The following is a 17486-nucleotide window of genomic DNA, read 5'->3' as shown; positions in this document are numbered from 1 at the left end:
ATGACATTAAATAATATCGATTCGACCTAGATATTATCCTAGAGCGATCGCCTGTAAAAAGTTAGATCCAGGGAGCGATCGCCCCTCCATTTGACGATTAATCTCTGTCGCTGCTGCTATACCGGAATGCATTGCCCCCTCGACAAAATTTCCGCCACACCAATCACCGCAACAAACTAAAGGTAATTCAGTTTCAGTAGATAAATAAGATTGCACTAAAGGACGACTGGGGAAAGCGTAGCGCCAGCGATGAACTTGTATCCATTCCGGTTTTGCTAACCAAAGAAGCAAACATTCAGAGGCTTTTGCTAATAACTCGTAACCAGCAGCTTGTAAATCGGAAGTTTCTAAATAACGCCGAGCAAAATCCGCACTACTTTGCACGACAAAAACTTCGTAATTACCAGTTTTTTCGACTCGTTTGCTACTATCCCAACCAACCCAGGCGAGGACGGGATTGTCAACAAAACTCACTGCTTGCCAATCTGGTTGTGGTTCCAATTGAGATGAATATCCAGCCATGACACTCAAACACGGATTAAATTCTACAGAACGCAGTCGATCGCACAACGTAGCAACAGTAGAAAGCTCGGTTAATGGCTCCAATATTGCTAAAGCTTGCGGTGCGGGAATCGCAAAAACAACAGCTTTAGCTATGACTTCTGACCATCGGTTAGCTGTAGCTTCAGGACGAGCAGATTCTAGAGATAGCTGCCAATAAGAATTATGAAAAGCGATCGCCTCTACCCTTTGAGAACGCCAAATTTGTAAACCTTGTCCTAAAAACTTCGCGATCGCATTCATTCCCGCAGGAGCAACATAACGGAATTCAGACTTCGTAGGGGCATACTGCTGTGCGTCCCTACAAAATTCGGAATTATCTGTCCAGACTTGAAGAATATGGCGATCGCATAACAATTGGACAAATTGCTGCATTAACTCGCCTTTTGGTTTTAAGTAACAAGTCCCGTGATCGGCAAGAGTATCGTGCAAGCGGCGCGTGGCAATTCTGCCTCCCAACCCCCGCGATTTTTCTAAAATTAGCACGTTGTATCCAGCTTGGTGCAACTGCTGAGCGCAAGCCAAACCAGCCATTCCAGCGCCAATTATCGCAATGTCGTACATAAGAGTAGGGAGTAGAGAGTAGGGAGTAGGGACTAGGGTGTAGGATGTAGGGTGTGGTGGGGAGAATTCAGAAAGAATTTTGACTTTTGACTTTTGACTTTTGACTTCTCCCTTCCCCTTCACTTTAGAAGTAAAATAGCGATCGTGAGTGACTGTTGCTGGACTTGCGGGAGGAAGGGATTTTGGATGAACTGAGAGCGGCATTGGAACTAGCTACGGAAGAAGAATTACAGCATTTAACCCAACTGTTATTTCGCCGTAAGTTTAATCCCCTAGATTACGTTCACACTCCCGAACCGATTGATGTCCAAAGCTTAGATAGGGAAGCGTGGTTAGATACGCTAGAAGAACGATTCCGCTATTTAGCTGCCGATGGAATGACTGTGTTGCGTGGAGACACGAACAAATTTACCTACAGACAAGCTCTAATTCAAGTTTGTCGCTATCTCAAAATTTCTTACTCCACGGCGCTGAGTACCACCGATTTAGAGGTAGAAGTCTTTTTAAATCTCTTAGGACGGACGTGGAAGCGTCTACCTGCCTCAGAAAAGCAACAACTGACAGCTCGGGTACAGCGATCGCTAGCAGCATCTTCCCCATCACAACCGCTACCGCTAACCATACAAAAAGATCCGATGTCTTTGCTGGTCAAAGGTGGTAGTGCGATCGCCGTTAGCTCGATTATCCAACCAATACTGCTCAAACAGATCGCCCAGCAATTTGCTTTGCATTTTGCCAGCTATCAAATGGCAAAAGAAGCTATTGTCCAAGGTGGTGCAGTTGCAGCAGCTCAGTTTCAAAATTACGTCACGCTGAAAACAGCCCAGCAAGGTATGGCTGTAAGTGCAGCTAGGTATGGAGCAGTCAGGGGAGCATTTACCTTTCTAGGACCGATTATGTGGTCGTGGTTTCTCGCCGATTTGGGTTGGAGGGCAATCTCAACCAATTACGGTCGCGTTATTCCAGCAATCTTTGCTCTAGCGCAAATTCGCCTCACTCGTGCTGAATGTTGGGAAATGGCATAAATTGTCAACAGTTATCGGTTAATGGTCAATGGTTGACTACTATTAACTATCAACTATTAACTCTTGACAATGACTCTTAAAGACCAACGCTTACACAATGCTTGGAACTGCATCCAATTAGGGCTGTTACTGTTTCCGTTACTACCTTTGGTAGGGGCGATCGCTTTGCTCTGGGCGCAATTTGTTATTTGGCGACGACAGTACCGCACGATTTTCCACAGGCGACTCAATTGGGTACTGATACTTTTAAGTGGATGGTTGGTGGTCATGAGTCTGTTCGCTTATTATCGCCAGGATGCTTGGTTGGGTTTATTTAATTTCGTGCCATTTTTTAGCTTATTTGTAACTTTTAGCGTCTTGTTACAAACACCAGCTCAGCTCAGGCGATTAGCACAAATATTAGTATTCACATCCGTACCGATCGCGATCGCGGGCTTCGGTCAACTATATTGGGGCTGGGCAACTCCGAAAGCGTGGCACGATATTTTAGTGGCACTGGGTTGCGCGATCGCACCTCAAGGTAATCCGCCTGGTCGGATGACTTCTATTTTCATGTATACCAACGTCCTTGGTGCTTACTTAGCGATCGCTTTTATTCTCTCGTTGGGATTGTGGATTGAAAGCTTTTTGGAAAAGTCAAAAGTTAAAAGTCAAAATTCAAAACTATTTTATCCCTCACCTCTCACTCCTCGCTCCTCACCCCTTATCACTCAAATCTTACTAGGTGCAATTGTACTGGGCAATTTGGCAGCTTTGATTTTGACGAATTCTCGCAATGCTTGGGCGATCGCGGCGATCGCGGCGATTGCTTTTGCGGTGTATCAGGGTTGGCATTGGTTGCTGGTGGGAGTAAGTGCGATCGCGACGGCTATTTTTGGCGCAGCTTTTTCACCTCCACCCCTGCAACAATGGCTGCGGCTTATCGTTCCCGCTTACTTTTGGCAGAGGTTAACAGACCAACTCTACGTTCGTCCAGAGGCGACGCTGAGAACGACACAGTGGCGGTTTGCCTGGAATTTGACCCAACAGCGTCCTTGGACGGGTTGGGGATTGCGGAATTTTCAGCCTCTCTACATGGCACAAACGCAAACTTGGATGGGTCATCCACACAATCTATTTCTGATGCTGACAGCGGAAATTGGTCTTCCAGCAACCATCGTTTTTTGTGCTTGGATCGGCTGGATTTTGTTTCAATCGATTCAATTCTTAGTAAAGAGACCGAGCTTGTATGCTCAGAGTAAGGAACCTCCCAACTCCCGACTCCCACTCTCCCACTCCCGACTCCCGTACAACAGCGATCGCCTCATTGTTTTCACTTATCTAGTGGCTGTTTGTGCTTGTCTGCTTTTTAACACCACAGATGTCACTATATTTGATGCTCGTCTCAACACTCTATTCTGGATTTTGTTGGCAGCGATCGCTGGAGTTACACAGCGCCGCCAACAGCAGGTTCTACCTTCAGACTGAAAATTTTTACCTTACTTTACACCCTACCGTCTCGAAAATATGAAATTAGTATAATAAAATACAATTTACCTGCAAGTAGAGCCATAGTATCTATCAATGTCCATACTTTGATATAGCTGCTGTAAAGCATATATCTGCACGAAATAATTTCTCCACTTATGACAACACAATTTAATCGGCGGAAGTTTTTACTGTACGGTTCTGCCACTTTGGGAACCAGTATTTTATTAAAAGCTTGTGCAAATTCGCCTACGACTGAATCAAGTCCCAATGGAACTGCATCGCCATCAGCTGCCAATGTCAGCACGGCTGCTGCTAGTGGAGATGGCATTAAGGTGGGTGTTCTGCACTCTCTTAGCGGTACGATGGCAATTAGTGAAAAGAGTGTCGTAGACGCAGAAATGCTGGCAATTGACGAGATCAATGCTGCTGGTGGCGTGTTAGGAAAGAAAATTATTCCAATTACTGAAGACGGTGCTTCCAACTGGGATACTTTCAGAGAAAAAGCCAACAAGTTAATCGACGAAGATAACGTTGTTGCAGTATTTGGCTGTTGGACTTCTGCTAGCCGCAAGAACGTGTTAGAAGTATTTGAATCTAAAGATCACATGCTCTGGTATCCAGTGCAGTACGAAGGACAAGAGTGTTCTAAAAATATTTTCTACACTGGTGCAGCCCCCAACCAACAAATCGAACCATCAGTAGATTGGCTGCTGCAAAATAAAGGGAAAGAATTCTTTTTAGTCGGTTCCGATTACGTTTTTCCTCGGACTGCAAACACCGTTATTAAAGCGCAATTAGTAGCAAAAGGTGGTAAGGTTGTTGGTGAAGACTATCTACCACTTGGCAACACAGAAGTTACCCCAATTATTACCAAAATTCGGCAAGCTTTACCTAATGGTGGTATCATCTACAACACGTTGAATGGAGACAGCAACGTAGCTTTCTTCAAACAATTGCAAGGCGCTGGCATGGGTCCAGATAAGTATCCTTCCATGTCTGTGAGTATTGCGGAAGAGGAAGTCAGAGCAATAGGTCCAGATTATTTGAAAGGTCACTACGCCGCTTGGAATTATTTCCAAACAGTTGAGTCTGCTGCTAATCAGAAATTTGTCGAAGCCTTTAAGAAGAAATATGGCGAAGATAGAGTGACCAATGACCCAATGGAAGCTGCATATATCGCGGTTTACCTGTGGAAACAAGCAGTAGAAAAAGCTGGTACGGCTGACGATTTAGCTAAAGTCAGAGCTGCTGCCTACGGACAAACCCTCGATGCACCAGAAGGTAAAATCACTCTAAATAAGAATCATCATATCTCTAAAGTTGTCCGAATTGGTGAAGTGAGAGACGATGGTTTGTTTGAAATCGTTTACTCTACTGATAAGGCAGTTGCACCGCTTCCCTGGAATCAATTTGTTAAAGAAACTAAGGGATATAGCTGCGATTGGTCAGATCCCAACAAAGGCGGAAAATACAAGTCAGCTTAATCAGTTGACAGTTGACAGTTAACAGTTATTAGTTAACAGTTGTCAAATACAGCTAAATTATTGACGCTCGGGAAAATTTTGTTTCTCATAAACAATCGCGATCGCCATTCCATTGTTTAATAGTAACTTTGTAGAGACGTTACATGTAACGTCTCTACACTGATAACTGATAACCAACTGCTATACGGGCGGGTTTTGACTCTCGATCTACTATTTGAATTGTCAATCTATCTGCTAAACCCGCCCCTACGATAACTGATAACTGACATCTGAATTGGGGGGAAGCGTGTTAATCGGATTATTTGACGGTTTATTTAACGGTATTAGTATCGGTTCCGTGCTATTGATTTCAGCACTAGGGCTAGCGATTGTATTTGGACTTATGGGTGTAATCAACTTGGCACATGGCGAGTTGATGATGCTAGGAGCATACACGACTTTTGTAGTCCAAGCAGGCTTTAAAAAATTGGGCGAACCTTGGTTTGATTTTTATATTTTTTTCGCTCTCATATTGGCTTTTTTAGTCGCTGCTGGGGTGGGAGTCATTTTAGAAAGAGGAGTCATTCGCTATCTTTATGGCAGACCGTTAGAAACCCTACTAGCAACTTGGGGCGTAAGTTTAATCTTGCAACAGTTCGTGCGCAGCGTGAATTGGGTGCTGGCAATTGGAATAGTTTTATTTTGTCTATTATTTTTCGGCAGTTTGTGGATCGTCCAGCGTCGTTCGGACTTCGATCGCATTCGTAATTGGTTTGTACTAGTGATGCTGCCTTTATCTTTAGGTATTGCGATCGCAGTTGGCAATATTTTGAGTCAAACTTACAAACTCGCAGTGAATCAACCTTGGTTTGGGGCGCAGAACGTGGATGTTTCCGCACCGAGATGGCTGCGTGGCGGTTTACCTGTAGGTGGGTTTCAATTGCCCTATGCCAGATTATTTATCATTGCGCTAACAATTATTTGCGTCATTGGAGTTTATCAATTCTTGCAACGCACTGCTTGGGGGTTGCGAATTCGTGCTGTAACGCAAAATCGTAGCATGAGTTCTTGCTTGGGCATTCCTACTCAAAAAGTTGATGCCCTTACATTTGCCATTGGTTCGGGACTAGCTGGGGTAGCTGGATGTGCGATTAGCTATCTCGGTTCTGTGGGACCAAATACAGGACAGAACTACATTGTCGATACATTTATGGTCGTGGTTGTCGGTGGTGTAGGTAAATTGGTCGGCACAATTGTAGCCGCATTAGCAATTGGTACGGTAAATTACCTAGTTGGTTCTGGAACTTTAGCAATCCTCACAGCACCCATCCCGCCTTTATCTGAGTTCTTTACCTTCTTTGCCACAACGAGTATGGCGAAAGTTATGGTATTTGCTTTAATTATTGCCTTTCTACAAGTGCGTCCAGGGGGGATTTTCCCACAGAAAGGACGGACTGTGGATGCTTAATCAGTGACCAGTGACCAGTGACCAGTGAACAGTTATCAGTGAAAAGTTGTCAGTCAACAAATGACAAATGACAAATGACAAATGACAAATGACAAATGACAAATGACAAATGACAAATGACAAATGACAAATGACAAATGACAAATAACCAATTAGCGATCGGAAGACGAGGTTTAGTGCGAGGTAAGAAGCGATCGCTCTTAATTGAAGCAGGTATAATCGGCGCGATCGCTATCTTATTAATTTTTATCATTCCAGCTTTAATTTCCCCATTTCGCCTCAATTTGTTAGGACGATTTTTATCTCTGGCAATTGTCGCTTTGGGCATAGATTTGATCTGGGGATACACGGGGTTGCTCAGTTTAGGTCACGGTATCTTTTTTGGTTTGGGTGGATACGCGATTGGAATGCATTTGAAACTCCAAGTCCCCCAAGGCGAACTTCCCGATTTTATGGGACTTTACGGCGTGACCGAACTACCTTGGTTTTGGCATCCATTTCAAGCTTTTCCCTTTGCTTCGGCTGCTGTCGTACTGATTCCTGGGATCTTGGCTGCCTTGTTAGGCTATTTGGTCTTTCGCAATCGCATTCGTGGCGTTTATTTTTCGATCTTGACTCAAGCAGCAACCATCGTTTTTTTCAACTTTTTTAACGGGCAGCAAAAACTATTTAACGGTACGAACGGACTAGTTAACTTCAAAACTCTTTTGGGCGCAGCAGTAGGAGCGCGACCGACGCGATTTAGCTTTTACGTCCTCACGGTGCTGTTACTCATTGCTACCTATGCCTTGTGTCGCTGGTTAACGAGCGGACGCTTCGGACGGCTGCTGGTAGCGATTCGGGATGATGAGAGTCGAGTCCGCTTTTCCGGTTACGACCCGACAGAATTTAAAGTGCTAGTCTTCGCAATTTCAGGGGCGATCGCGGGGATTGCTGGGGCAATGTATACTCTCCAAAGCGGCTCTGTGTCTCCAAGAGCGATGGATGTTGCCTTCTCAATTGAAATGGTAATTTGGGTAGCAATTGGCGGACGTGGCAGCTTGGTAGGCGCAGTTGTAGGGGCATTGCTCGTCAACTATGCCAGAAGTTTTTTCAGCGAACAATTTGCCGAGATCTGGCTATTTTTCCAAGGGGCGCTATTTTTAATCGTTGTGACCGTGCTACCCGATGGTATTGTCGGTTGGTTGCGTAGTTCTGACTTGTTACGGCTAGGTCATCGTCGGCAGCTATCAACTTATCCTGAAATTGAAGTCAATCCAGAAGTGCAAAGCGAACGGCAGGAGATAGAGACGAGGAGTGAGGAGTGAGGAGTGAGGAGTGAGGGAAGGGAAAAAGAAGACAAGGGGGACAAGGAGAAGAGAGCTGAGGGGGCTGAGGAAGCTGTAGGGCGAAGCCCTTCTCGAAGAATGGGAGCTGAGGGAGAGAATTGGCTCATCACGCACCACACCCCACAACGCCAGTTTGCTCAACGGGGGGAACCCCCGCACGCAACTGGCTCCCCTACACCCTTTCTTCACTGATAACCGACAACTGATAACAGAAACAGAGGGTATAAAGTGGGCGAAAAAATTTTAGAAATAGAAGATGTTACGGTCAGCTTTGACGGATTTAAGGCACTAAAAAACCTTAATTTTAGTTTAGATAAAGGTGAATTAAGAGTTATTATTGGTCCTAATGGAGCAGGAAAAACAACATTTTTGGACGTGATTACAGGGAAGACAAAACCAACTCAAGGACGGGTATTGTTCAAAGGAAAAAACTTGCGATCGCTCAAAGAACATCAAATTGCCCGCCTGGGTATCGGTCGCAAATTTCAAACGCCTAGAGTATATCTCAACTTAACTCCGCGAGAAAATTTAGAACTCACTTGCAATCAACAAAAAAAGCTTTGGTCAACTTTATTTGGTAAACCTAAGAGTGCGGAACGCCAAACCGTATCTGGGTTATTAGAAACAATTGGACTCACTGCAAATGCAGATATACCTGCGTCAAAACTATCCCACGGGGAAAAACAGCGTTTAGAAATTGGAATGCTTGTAGCGCAATCACCAGATTTATTATTAGTTGACGAACCCGTGGCAGGTTTAACCGATGAAGAAACCGAAAATGTAGGGAATTTACTATTAGCGTTGGCTCAAAGTCATTCCATTATGGTAATCGAACATGATATGGAATTCGTGCGTCAGATTGCGCGTAAGGTAACAGTATTGCATCAAGGTTCGGTACTGTGTGAAGGTAACATTGACGAAGTTCAAAACGATTCTCGCGTGATTGAAGTGTACCTGGGACAAGAAGTAGAACACAAACAGGGAGCAGGGAGCAGGGAGTAGGGAAAAGAGAGCTGGGGGAGCAACTACCAACTACCAATTACCGATTACCAATTACCAAAAATAAAATATGAATCCTACTACAGGCGCGATCGCCTCATCATTCGATGCTTCTGCTGCCCAAAAACCAGTGTTACAAGTTGCTGGATTAAATGTCTATTATGGCGAAAGTCATATTTTACGCAACGTAGATATTAGCGTCCCAGAAGGACAAATGGTTTGTCTGATCGGGCGCAACGGTGTGGGAAAAACGACGCTGCTAAAAACAATTATGGGGTTAATTAAACCTCGTAGCGGCGCAGTGACTTTTGCCGGACAGCCGATAACTTTGAAGTCTCCAGATAAACGAGCAAAATTAGGAATTGGTTACGTTCCTCAAGGGCGAGAAATTATTCCTCGCTTAACAGTAGAAGAAAATTTATTACTAGGTTTTGAAGCCCTACCCCAAGGTAGAAAGGGCGATCGAAAGATTCCCGATCGCATTTTTTCCTTGTTTCCCGTCTTGAAAACAATGCGATCGCGGATGGGTGGTGACTTAAGCGGCGGACAACAGCAACAACTCGCGATCGCCCGTGCCTTAATGGGAAATCCCCGTCTACTCGTACTAGACGAACCGACTGAGGGGATTCAACCTTCAATTATTTTAGAAATAGAGGCAACAATTCGTGACATTATCGCCACTACTGGAATTTCCGTTCTGTTGGTAGAACAACACCTACATTTTGTCCGCCAAGCTAACCGTTACTATGCGATGCAAAAAGGTGGAATTGTCGCATCTGGTACTACCAGCGAACTCAGTCAGGATGTCATTCAGCGATTTTTGGCAGTCTAGATCAAAAGTCAAAAGTCAAAAGTCGAAAGCTTGCTCTTGAGCAAAGCGAAGGGTCAAAACTGAGAACTAACCATCGATTACCATAAATGACAATTGACAAATGACTTTCTACTACTTAGCTGGTTTGGGGGCTTTCCAAGCTGCATACAATTCTAGAGGAATACTTCTGAGGGTGGGTCGCACTAGAAATAAGATACTGTAGCTGGCAACCAGCAAACTCAAACTGATGTAAAACGGCAACCAAGGACCAGCAAGTAAGGGGATTGCTGTTGCGATAATTAAACAGATCGCATCCCCGTAATCCGGTGCGCCACATAATTTGGTGATGGAAAAATGCAGCGCCAAAAAACTAGGTAAGGCAAATAATTCTGCCACGCCATAACCCCAAGCTCCTAACACTGGTAGTAGCAGCCAAGCAGCTAGCCAAAACAGACTAATGTAGATTGCGTTAAACCGAGCCACGTCGCGATTGTGACCTGCGGCATATAACGCCGAGATATGCATGTTAAATACCGTGTAGAGTAATGTTGCTAGAGCAACGAACGTAAAGACTTGGGTGCTGGGTAGCCAACTTTTGCCAAACATTAAAGGGACGATCCAATTAGCACAGCAAGAAAAGATAGCAAACACTGGACCGACCAGCAGACCTTGATAGATAATCCCACGACTAATGGCGCGGCGCAATGCATCAGTATCGCCGAGTAATTTGGCAAGAGTGCTGATGGAAAGCCGAGCGATCACGATCCGCAGCATCCCCAACTGATCGGAAAGACGGATGGCAATACCGACAATTCCAGCCGCTTCTAACCCACCTAGACGGCTCACAACTAGGGGGACGGTGAGAGTTTTAAAATTCCAAATTAAATTAGACCCGGAGTAAGCCAGACCGCTACGCAGTGCAGAACTGATGAATTGCGGTTGCCAGCGCCAACGCCACGCGATCGGATAGCAAACAGAAGCCATCACCGCTAGTAGGGTAAACTGAACGACAAAACCAGCGATTGGTCCCCAATAGCCCCAATTTAGTAGGACGAGCGGTACGGAGATTGCATAGTTAGATACCTGTGCCAAAGTTTCAATTAAACCAACTTGGGGGAAACGCAGTTCTCGCTCCATCATTGCGATCGAGGCACTAGCTACCATTTCCAACCAAATGACGGGAACTAGCCACCGCAGTACTTCGACTAGCACGCTTTGTCCCGTCCACGCACCCACTAGAGGCGTAGCAAACCACAGCAGCAGGCACAGCCCGATTCCTGCCGTATTGTAAAACGCTAAAATCTGCTCTGCGGCATCTTTAGGTAAAGTGGGTTGGCGGATCGAGTAGACATCTAAGCCGCATTTTGCCGTCCAGAAAGTAAAGTAAAGAATAAATGCAGCCGAGACAACTACCCCATAATTTTCTGGTCCTAAGACGCGAGCAATTACCAGCACGCTGACTAATGAAAGCGCTGATGCTGCTAACTGTCTAATAGTTAGATAAATACCTCCTTGGAGGACTTTGTTTTTGAGAGTTTTGAGAGATTGGTTGGTATGCATTAATTCTTGGTTTTAGACGGTAGTTCGTCGCCGTCCGGTCGCACTAAACTAGACGATTGAGGACTCGAACTACTTGAAGCATAAGTTACAAGCAACACTTAACCCGGACTGAGAGGAACTGAAAGCCGATCTCTGAGGTTCGAGATTCGTCGCCGCAGAGCATGAAATACTGCCAAGATGCGATTGTAGCCATCAGCGCCACACCAGCGCACGATCGCAATTGCTACACTCAGGCGAACGTACTCTTTAGAGTACCGCAGTTGAGGGGAATAGGCGATCGCGGTGGTACGAAATTGAATCGCTTGTTTGTAATCCTTGGTTTGAGTTTGCAGGCATTTCCAAGCAAGGGTTAAGTTTACCAAGCCATAGCAACGGTCTTTTAAATCTTGTAGTTCTGGCAATTTAGATTGAAATGCTTTGTCTAGCACTGTATAAAAACATTTCTCCACCCGCTGCCAGTTTTTGGACATGCTGTTCGAGTACTGGCGATAGTACACTAAAGGTTCCTCGATCGCCCCAAAATTATAGCGAGCGGCAATTCGCAAACACATATCCCAGTCGCCAACGTGGGATAAGGTCGTGTCGAATACCCCTACAGTTTCAAAACAACGACGGCGCATCATAAACGAACTGCCAGATTCTGTAATATTGCGCTGTACGAGTTGTTGCCAGACATCACCCCGATCGCGATTAGCAAAGATTCTGCCCGTAGGTCTACCTTCGGGATCGATCAATGCTGTCCAAGTATACACTAAGCCGACTTCTGGATGTTCGTCCAAATAGCGGACTTGTTTAGCTAACTTGGTGGGATGCCATAAGTCATCTGCATCGAGGAATGCTATATATTCTCCTTGCGCCAGAGCAATACCTGTATTGCGTGCGGCGCAAGTACCTTGATTGGCTTGAGTCATCAATTGGACGCGCCGATCTTGGATTTGACTGCCCCATGCAGCAGTATTATCGGAACTACCATCATCAACGATGAATACTTCAAAATCAGCAAACGTCTGTCTCAGCACACTGTCTAGAGTTGCTGGTAAATATGTCATGGAATTGTAGGCTGGAATAATGACTGAAACTTTAGGCATGTTGTTAAATTTCAACTTGGTCAATTATGATTCTTACGCTAGAGTATTCCTTTTCAGTTCGTCTAGATATCGAAAATACATAATAGCCAATTGAAATCATTTTTTGACTCGATCCGATCACTTCGATCTTCATGACAAGGAGCAGCGATCGGGCAATGTCTCTTCATAGATGAACAAGTCTTGATACAAACACGAGCTTGTCATTCATTGACTTGTCTCGATCTCGATTTCTGCGATAAATCGATATATTGCTATGCGGTTATTAGTTAATAATTGAACTTTGAAATGGATCTATATAGATCGCAATGCGATCGCAATCGATCGCATTAAATTGCTATAAACTTCAAAACCAAGGAACGACAGATGCCAAGCAGCCGCCTTGGTTTCTCTCAGGTAAAAAATACCATTTTATGGTAAAGCTCTTTTAAAAAGAGCTAGCTTGAGCGCCTTTATATTGAGCCAGCAATTCTCGATCTGAAACAGTGCGATCGCTTTTCGTACCGAGAAAATAGAAACCAGATGCCGCATCATATGTTCCGGCTCGGTCAATTAATATGTAGTCAAAATACTTCAACCAAAAACTAGTTAACCTTGCTACTGTCTTTACTAAAGCTCTAGCAAGGGATGACTTGACAAAGCTCAACAGAAAATACTGATAGCTCCAAGCGAGTGCCATTCCCGTACCGCAGACTGGACCGCTAGCGATTTCGGCAAAATTTCTAAATAAACGCTGATGTCCCAAGTGGGTAAAGCGAGTAAAATCGTATCTCCCCAAGTGAACTTGCTGCATGAAAGGAGTCTCGGAGTAAACCACGCCTTCTGGTTTGAGAACGCGATGCACCTCTGCGACGCACTGATAAGGGTCGACGACGTGTTCGAGGACGGCTTGAATGACAACTCCATCGAAGGAATTGTCGGCAAAAGGGAGGCTGTGAGCGTCGCAGATAATTGAGACATCCGCGCCAAAGGCAACATCTGTTTCTACAAGTTCTAAGTCAGGAGCGAAATATAGAGGTTCCATTCCTTGACCTCTGATGCTACTACCAACAACTAAAACTTTTGGACGGGAATGGCGTTGCTGAAGTAAGGCAACAAATTTTTGATAGTTTTGTTTGCCTTTAAGATTTAAATGAATACTGGGAATTAAATTAATGAGTTGTCTTTCCCATAGAGGTTTTGGTTTGAGAGTTGTATTGTCTATATCGAGATAATCGCCGATCGCAAACACGCTTGCCTCATCGTCAATCAGTATAGGGATGCCATTCACAATAGGAAAACAAGCCTGACACATACCGTTCGTACATTTGAGCTGAGACTCGTCCAACTCTAATTGAGAGGAACAAACTGGACAACACAACAATTCTTGTGTTTCCTCAGATAAACGCAGGTACGCAGGAGTACTGCTAGCAGTTGATAAGGAAATGGGAGATTGTGTTTTCACGGATTCATTTTGAATGAGGATTAATTTTTCACTTCGATAGCAGTCTCCATCGTCAACAGCATCGCGCGATCGCCTGCACTGCGATCCTTCCGCTCTTGCCAGTTCCAGCCTGCTATACCCATTACAGTCCACCAGTAAAAGTAAAAAGCCGTACCGCTCCAAACATTATCTGTTGCCATACCTAAGGACGTTGCAATCAGTAGAGCTAGCAAACTCCAGCAAAAATTCCAGCGATCGCTACCTTTAGGAGCTTGTCGCAGCAGTTGGAGCAGTCGGATCGCCTGTGCTACTAAGAGTGCCACAAACGTTACCAAACCGATAATACCTCCTTCTACTAAAGCGCGGATGTAGTCGTTGTGCGGTACTAAATTATACGGACTCAAGTAAACGCCCGTACCAAGTCCGTAGCCAAACCAAGGTTCGTACAGCCATGCGCGTAAGAGATAATACCACTGGGCAATCCGCCAGTTAAAACTGTTGTAGTCGGAAAACGACATGACGATCGCCCGCGAAACGTCGATATCTGGGTTCAGCAGTGGCGTATTGGAAATTCCATCCAGGCGGCTGCGTCCGTAATCCGTGCTGGCAAATAGAACTATAACCAACAGCAGTAACATGATGCCACCAAGGGCGTTATAAAATTTCAACCTGGGGGCGATCGCAATTCCGAGAGCAGTCACGAGCATGACTAAACCAAAAATTGCCCCAGTACCGACATAGAGATTCGCCATTAAAAATAAGAGAATCAACCACATCCAGCGCGGTTTGTTTCCCCGTAACAGTTGCCAGAAAGCCAAACAAATAAAAAGTAGTAAATAAAGTACGAAATTATTCGGATGGGCAAACGTGCTATTGATCCGCGTACCCGAGACAACCTCTGCTGGTACGAACTGACTGACAACCTCTGGCTTTTTCAGCGCTAGGATAGATGGTAGCAAGAAATTGGCGTATTTCTGCAATATACCGACAATTATCGGCGGAATTAACGAAAAAAAGAGCAGCGCGATAATCTTTTGCGGCGCAACTCTATCTTTCATTTGCATGACTAATAGATAGACCATTGCCCAAGAGAATAAGCGCGTCCACTCTCTGACGTTATCTACTAGGTAGGGTGAGGCATCCAATCCCAAGCCTCCCAAGATGCACAGTACGGGCCACAAACCTTGCAGCATCACCCACGCCAACAAAAACCACCAAAACCAATCTGTATGTATCGTGCGTCGTTCTAAAAACGCAGCGGCGACGTAGAGTAATGTTAAAGCCGCTAGTCCTAGCGCAAATAACGCCGGGATTTGCTGCGCCGAGAAGATGTCTAGCGAACTGCGAAGAATTAACAGGGCGATCGCCGTGCGTTCAAAATCAGCAAAGAAGTTGATAATAATCGCAAAAGCGACCACCCCAGCAAATAGATAAACAGGCTGAGCAGCTACCAGGATGCCCGCAGCTAGCCCTACCAAGACACCCGCCACTCCGATCCAAAAAGAGACCTGTGAAGCAGGCAGGTAGCTGGTGGCTAACCTTCTGATTTCATTTCTCACGTTCATAACACCTGGTTTTAGCAGCTAGTTCTAGGAGACATTGGTTAGAGTCTTGTAACTTTGGAAAGCATAACGGTAATACTTATCGATTTGAGGATCGATCCCGTTGACGGCAACTCCCAAGATCTCGACTCGTTTCGCCCTGAGTTCTGCTACTGCTTGCGTGAAGATATCCCTTTGAGTAAAGCTCGGACGGGCAACTAGGAGCAGTTTTTCGCCGTTGCTGCACAAGCTCACGGCATCGACGCAACTCGTCACGGGGGGAGTGTCAATGACAATCAGGTCGTATTGAGTCGCAGCAGCAGCGATAACTTGCTGAATCTGCCTGGATTCAAATAATTCCGAAGGATGGCTGCGAGGTCTGCCGCTGCATAGAACTTTTAATTTGTCAATACCCGTAGTTTGAACGGCTTCTGCCAAAGCTAGCTTACCCTGCGCCACTTCTGCAAGACCTGGTTTGGCAGCAAGTTTAAATAGTTTGTGTTGTGTCGGACAACGCAAGTCGGCATCAATGAGTAAGGTGCGGCGCGATAGGGTGGCGGCGACTGCGGCAAGGTAGGAAGACACTAAAGATTTGCCTTCACCAGACAGAGCGCTGCTGACGACGATAACTTTAATATCCTCGTTGGCAGCAAATTCTGAGGATCTCAGCAGGCTGCGATAGGATTCTAGAATCGCTGGCTCTTGCATTAAAGCATCAGCGTATTCTTTGCCCCTGACTTCTGGTGAGATGACAGGCAGCACCCCCATGATGGGAACTTCGACTAGACTGCCTGCTTCTGTAGCATTGCGTAGCGTGCCGTCGAGTCCTTCTTGTAACAGCACAGTCCCGAGGGCTAGCGTACCTCCAGCTACGGTGGCAAGTACCAAAACGATCGCCGGATTGGGCCAGGTCGGTAATCTGGGCGGCTCGGCAAGGTCAACCGGACGCAGGTTGCTGACTTTTTGCGCTTCGGCAATCCGTGCTTCTTCTAACTTGCGCTGTAAAAACTCTAGGGAGGTGACTGCTTCTTGGCGTTGCCGTACCAAGGCGGCTAATCCTTGTTCGCGGATTGGCAGTTGGTTCAGGCGTTCTTGAAGGGTAGCGCGATCGCGACGAATTGCTGCGAGTCTACCTTCTAATGCTGAAGCCTCAACTTCTCCAGTAATTAATTGCGTGGCAAGATCTTGGCTTAACTTGTCAGTAGCGGCGTTAGGAGTGCTAGCTGCTGGGTTGCCAGTCTCGCTACCGATCTTTTGCTGATAGAGGGCGCGGGCTGCATCCCGTTCTTCTATTAAATTCAGCAGTGGTGGGCTGTCGGCTTTATATTTCGATTGAGCGCTAGCAACTTTTGCTTCCAACTCTACTAATTGCGTGCGGAGTGCTTGCAGTTGCTCGTTTTGCCCGCTGCGAACGGTGGCGTAGGTATTTTTTAAGGTGCTGCTATCTGTCACTTGTTCTAGCGAACTATTACGTGCCTTGACTTCTTGCAGTTGGGCAAGCGTGGTGCGTTCCTGTTCTTCTATCTGGGCTAGACTTTCGACTATACTCGTTGTCTGGGCGTTGTCCCGTCCTTGGTCGTCGGCGATCGAGACAATTCCCTGCGACTGCTTGTACTGCGATAGCGTTGCTTCTACTTGGGCAAGCTGGGCGCGTTTTTTCGGAACTTCTACTGCTAAGAATTGCCGTGCCGAGCCAGCCTCGCGCCGAATCACTGCCGTATCCTCGTTAATCATGGCTTCTGTTAAAGCATTGAGCAGTTTAGCCGCGATTAAGGGGTCTTTGTTGCTGTATTTAATTTCCAGGATGCTAGTCGCCGGGACGGTTTTAACTTTTAACTGCTTTCTGAGTTCTTCTACCGTTGGTGGTTCTGCGTTACTATTGCGATTATTTGCCGTATACGCTTCGTAAATTGCTTGACGTAAAACCTTTTGGGAAAGGGCGAGTTCCGCTTGGGTAGCGACTGGGTTGGAGTCAAGTCGGGCTGATTCTTGAGTCAAATCGCGTCCTGTTTCCCCAGCTAGGCTCAATTGTTTGCCATCAAGCATTAGCCGCGCTTCTGCTTCGTAAGTCCTGGGGGCAAATATAAGATAGACCAGCGCACCAAGCATCACTGAGATGAAGGTGGCTAAAGCGGGCAAGCGCCGCCGATAAAAAATTGTCGGTAAAAGCGCGTATTTCTGTTCCATC

14 protein-coding genes are annotated in these 17486 nt (G+C 45.8%); 8 read left to right on the top strand and 6 right to left on the bottom strand.

Features of this window, described 5'->3' with window-relative positions; translation table 11 throughout:
* Window positions 1-33: 33 nt before the first annotated feature.
* Window positions 34-1125 (bottom strand): NAD(P)/FAD-dependent oxidoreductase, encoded by a 1092-nt coding sequence (locus N4J56_RS18860; protein WP_410500536.1) that lies wholly within the window; start codon window positions 1123-1125, stop codon window positions 34-36.
* Between the two features lie 182 nt (window positions 1126-1307).
* Between N4J56_RS18860 and N4J56_RS18855 the strand changes: the two genes are divergently transcribed.
* The 8 genes from N4J56_RS18855 to urtE all read left to right on the top strand — a co-directional run bounded on the left by N4J56_RS18855 (window position 1308) and on the right by urtE (window position 9710).
* Window positions 1308-2150: a YaaW family protein gene (locus N4J56_RS18855; RefSeq protein WP_317107836.1), complete on the top strand. Its 843-nt coding sequence runs from the start codon at window positions 1308-1310 to the stop codon at window positions 2148-2150.
* A gap of 69 nt (window positions 2151-2219) precedes the next feature.
* Window positions 2220-3617 (top strand): O-antigen ligase family protein, encoded by a 1398-nt coding sequence (locus N4J56_RS18850; protein WP_317107835.1) that lies wholly within the window; start codon window positions 2220-2222, stop codon window positions 3615-3617.
* A 158-nt stretch (window positions 3618-3775) separates the two neighbouring features.
* Entirely contained in the window at window positions 3776-5104 is a 1329-nt protein-coding gene (urtA, locus tag N4J56_RS18845; RefSeq protein WP_317107834.1) for an urea ABC transporter substrate-binding protein, read from the top strand.
* A 286-nt stretch (window positions 5105-5390) separates the two neighbouring features.
* Window positions 5391-6551, top strand: a complete 1161-nt coding sequence (gene urtB, locus N4J56_RS18840; protein WP_317107833.1) for an urea ABC transporter permease subunit UrtB — start codon at window positions 5391-5393, stop codon at window positions 6549-6551.
* A gap of 137 nt (window positions 6552-6688) precedes the next feature.
* Entirely contained in the window at window positions 6689-7858 is a 1170-nt protein-coding gene (gene urtC / locus N4J56_RS18835) for an urea ABC transporter permease subunit UrtC (protein WP_317107832.1), read from the top strand.
* 3 nt (window positions 7859-7861) lie between these two features.
* The gene (locus tag N4J56_RS18830) at window positions 7862-8071 is read left to right on the top strand and encodes a hypothetical protein (RefSeq protein WP_317107831.1); all 210 of its coding nucleotides are present in this window, start codon (window positions 7862-7864) and stop codon (window positions 8069-8071) included.
* 36 nt (window positions 8072-8107) lie between these two features.
* Entirely contained in the window at window positions 8108-8881 is a 774-nt protein-coding gene (urtD, locus tag N4J56_RS18825) for an urea ABC transporter ATP-binding protein UrtD (RefSeq protein ID WP_317107830.1), read from the top strand.
* A gap of 67 nt (window positions 8882-8948) precedes the next feature.
* Window positions 8949-9710 (top strand): urea ABC transporter ATP-binding subunit UrtE, encoded by a 762-nt coding sequence (gene urtE / locus N4J56_RS18820; RefSeq protein WP_317107829.1) that lies wholly within the window; start codon window positions 8949-8951, stop codon window positions 9708-9710.
* A 111-nt stretch (window positions 9711-9821) separates the two neighbouring features.
* Here the strand turns inward: urtE and N4J56_RS18815 are convergent, their stop codons facing one another.
* From N4J56_RS18815 to N4J56_RS18795, 5 genes are all read right to left on the bottom strand, one after another.
* Window positions 9822-11249: an oligosaccharide flippase family protein gene (locus N4J56_RS18815; RefSeq protein WP_317107828.1), complete on the bottom strand. Its 1428-nt coding sequence runs from the start codon at window positions 11247-11249 to the stop codon at window positions 9822-9824.
* 98 nt (window positions 11250-11347) lie between these two features.
* Window positions 11348-12337, bottom strand: coding sequence for a glycosyltransferase family 2 protein (locus N4J56_RS18810; RefSeq protein WP_317107827.1), 990 nt, complete (start codon window positions 12335-12337; stop codon window positions 11348-11350).
* 424 nt (window positions 12338-12761) lie between these two features.
* On the bottom strand, window positions 12762-13778 hold the full coding sequence (locus tag N4J56_RS18805) for a methyltransferase domain-containing protein (RefSeq protein WP_317107826.1): 1017 nt from the start codon (window positions 13776-13778) through the stop codon (window positions 12762-12764).
* A gap of 20 nt (window positions 13779-13798) precedes the next feature.
* Window positions 13799-15322: an O-antigen ligase family protein gene (locus N4J56_RS18800; RefSeq protein ID WP_317107825.1), complete on the bottom strand. Its 1524-nt coding sequence runs from the start codon at window positions 15320-15322 to the stop codon at window positions 13799-13801.
* Window positions 15323-15346: 24 nt separating this feature from the next.
* Window positions 15347-17485, bottom strand: coding sequence for a polysaccharide biosynthesis tyrosine autokinase (locus N4J56_RS18795; RefSeq protein WP_317107824.1), 2139 nt, complete (start codon window positions 17483-17485; stop codon window positions 15347-15349).
* Between the last annotated feature and the right edge of the window lies 1 nt (window position 17486).

The organism is Chroococcidiopsis sp. SAG 2025 (assembly GCF_032860985.1).
In the GTDB taxonomy this organism is placed as follows: Bacteria; Cyanobacteriota; Cyanobacteriia; order Cyanobacteriales; family Chroococcidiopsidaceae; genus Chroococcidiopsis.
The sequence above is the reverse complement of the archived record's forward strand: the minus strand, read 5'-3'. Positions and strand labels throughout refer to the sequence as shown.

Bases quoted from the DNA above. Each gene is read 5' to 3' on its own strand.
- N4J56_RS18850 (WP_317107835.1), top strand. From the start codon at position 2,220: ATGACTCTTAAAGACCAACGCTTACACAATGCTTGGAACTGCATCCAA.
- urtA (WP_317107834.1), top strand. From the start codon at position 3,776: ATGACAACACAATTTAATCGGCGGAAGTTTTTACTGTACGGTTCTGCC.
- N4J56_RS18810 (WP_317107827.1), bottom strand. From the start codon at position 12,337: ATGCCTAAAGTTTCAGTCATTATTCCAGCCTACAATTCCATGACATAT.
- N4J56_RS18800 (WP_317107825.1), bottom strand. From the start codon at position 15,322: ATGAACGTGAGAAATGAAATCAGAAGGTTAGCCACCAGCTACCTGCCT.
- urtC (WP_317107832.1), top strand. From the start codon at position 6,689: ATGACAAATAACCAATTAGCGATCGGAAGACGAGGTTTAGTGCGAGGT.
- urtE (WP_317107829.1), top strand. From the start codon at position 8,949: ATGAATCCTACTACAGGCGCGATCGCCTCATCATTCGATGCTTCTGCT.
- N4J56_RS18860 (WP_410500536.1), bottom strand. From the start codon at position 1,125: ATGTACGACATTGCGATAATTGGCGCTGGAATGGCTGGTTTGGCTTGC.
- N4J56_RS18815 (WP_317107828.1), bottom strand. From the start codon at position 11,249: ATGCATACCAACCAATCTCTCAAAACTCTCAAAAACAAAGTCCTCCAA.
- N4J56_RS18795 (WP_317107824.1), bottom strand. From the start codon at position 17,485: ATGGAACAGAAATACGCGCTTTTACCGACAATTTTTTATCGGCGGCGC.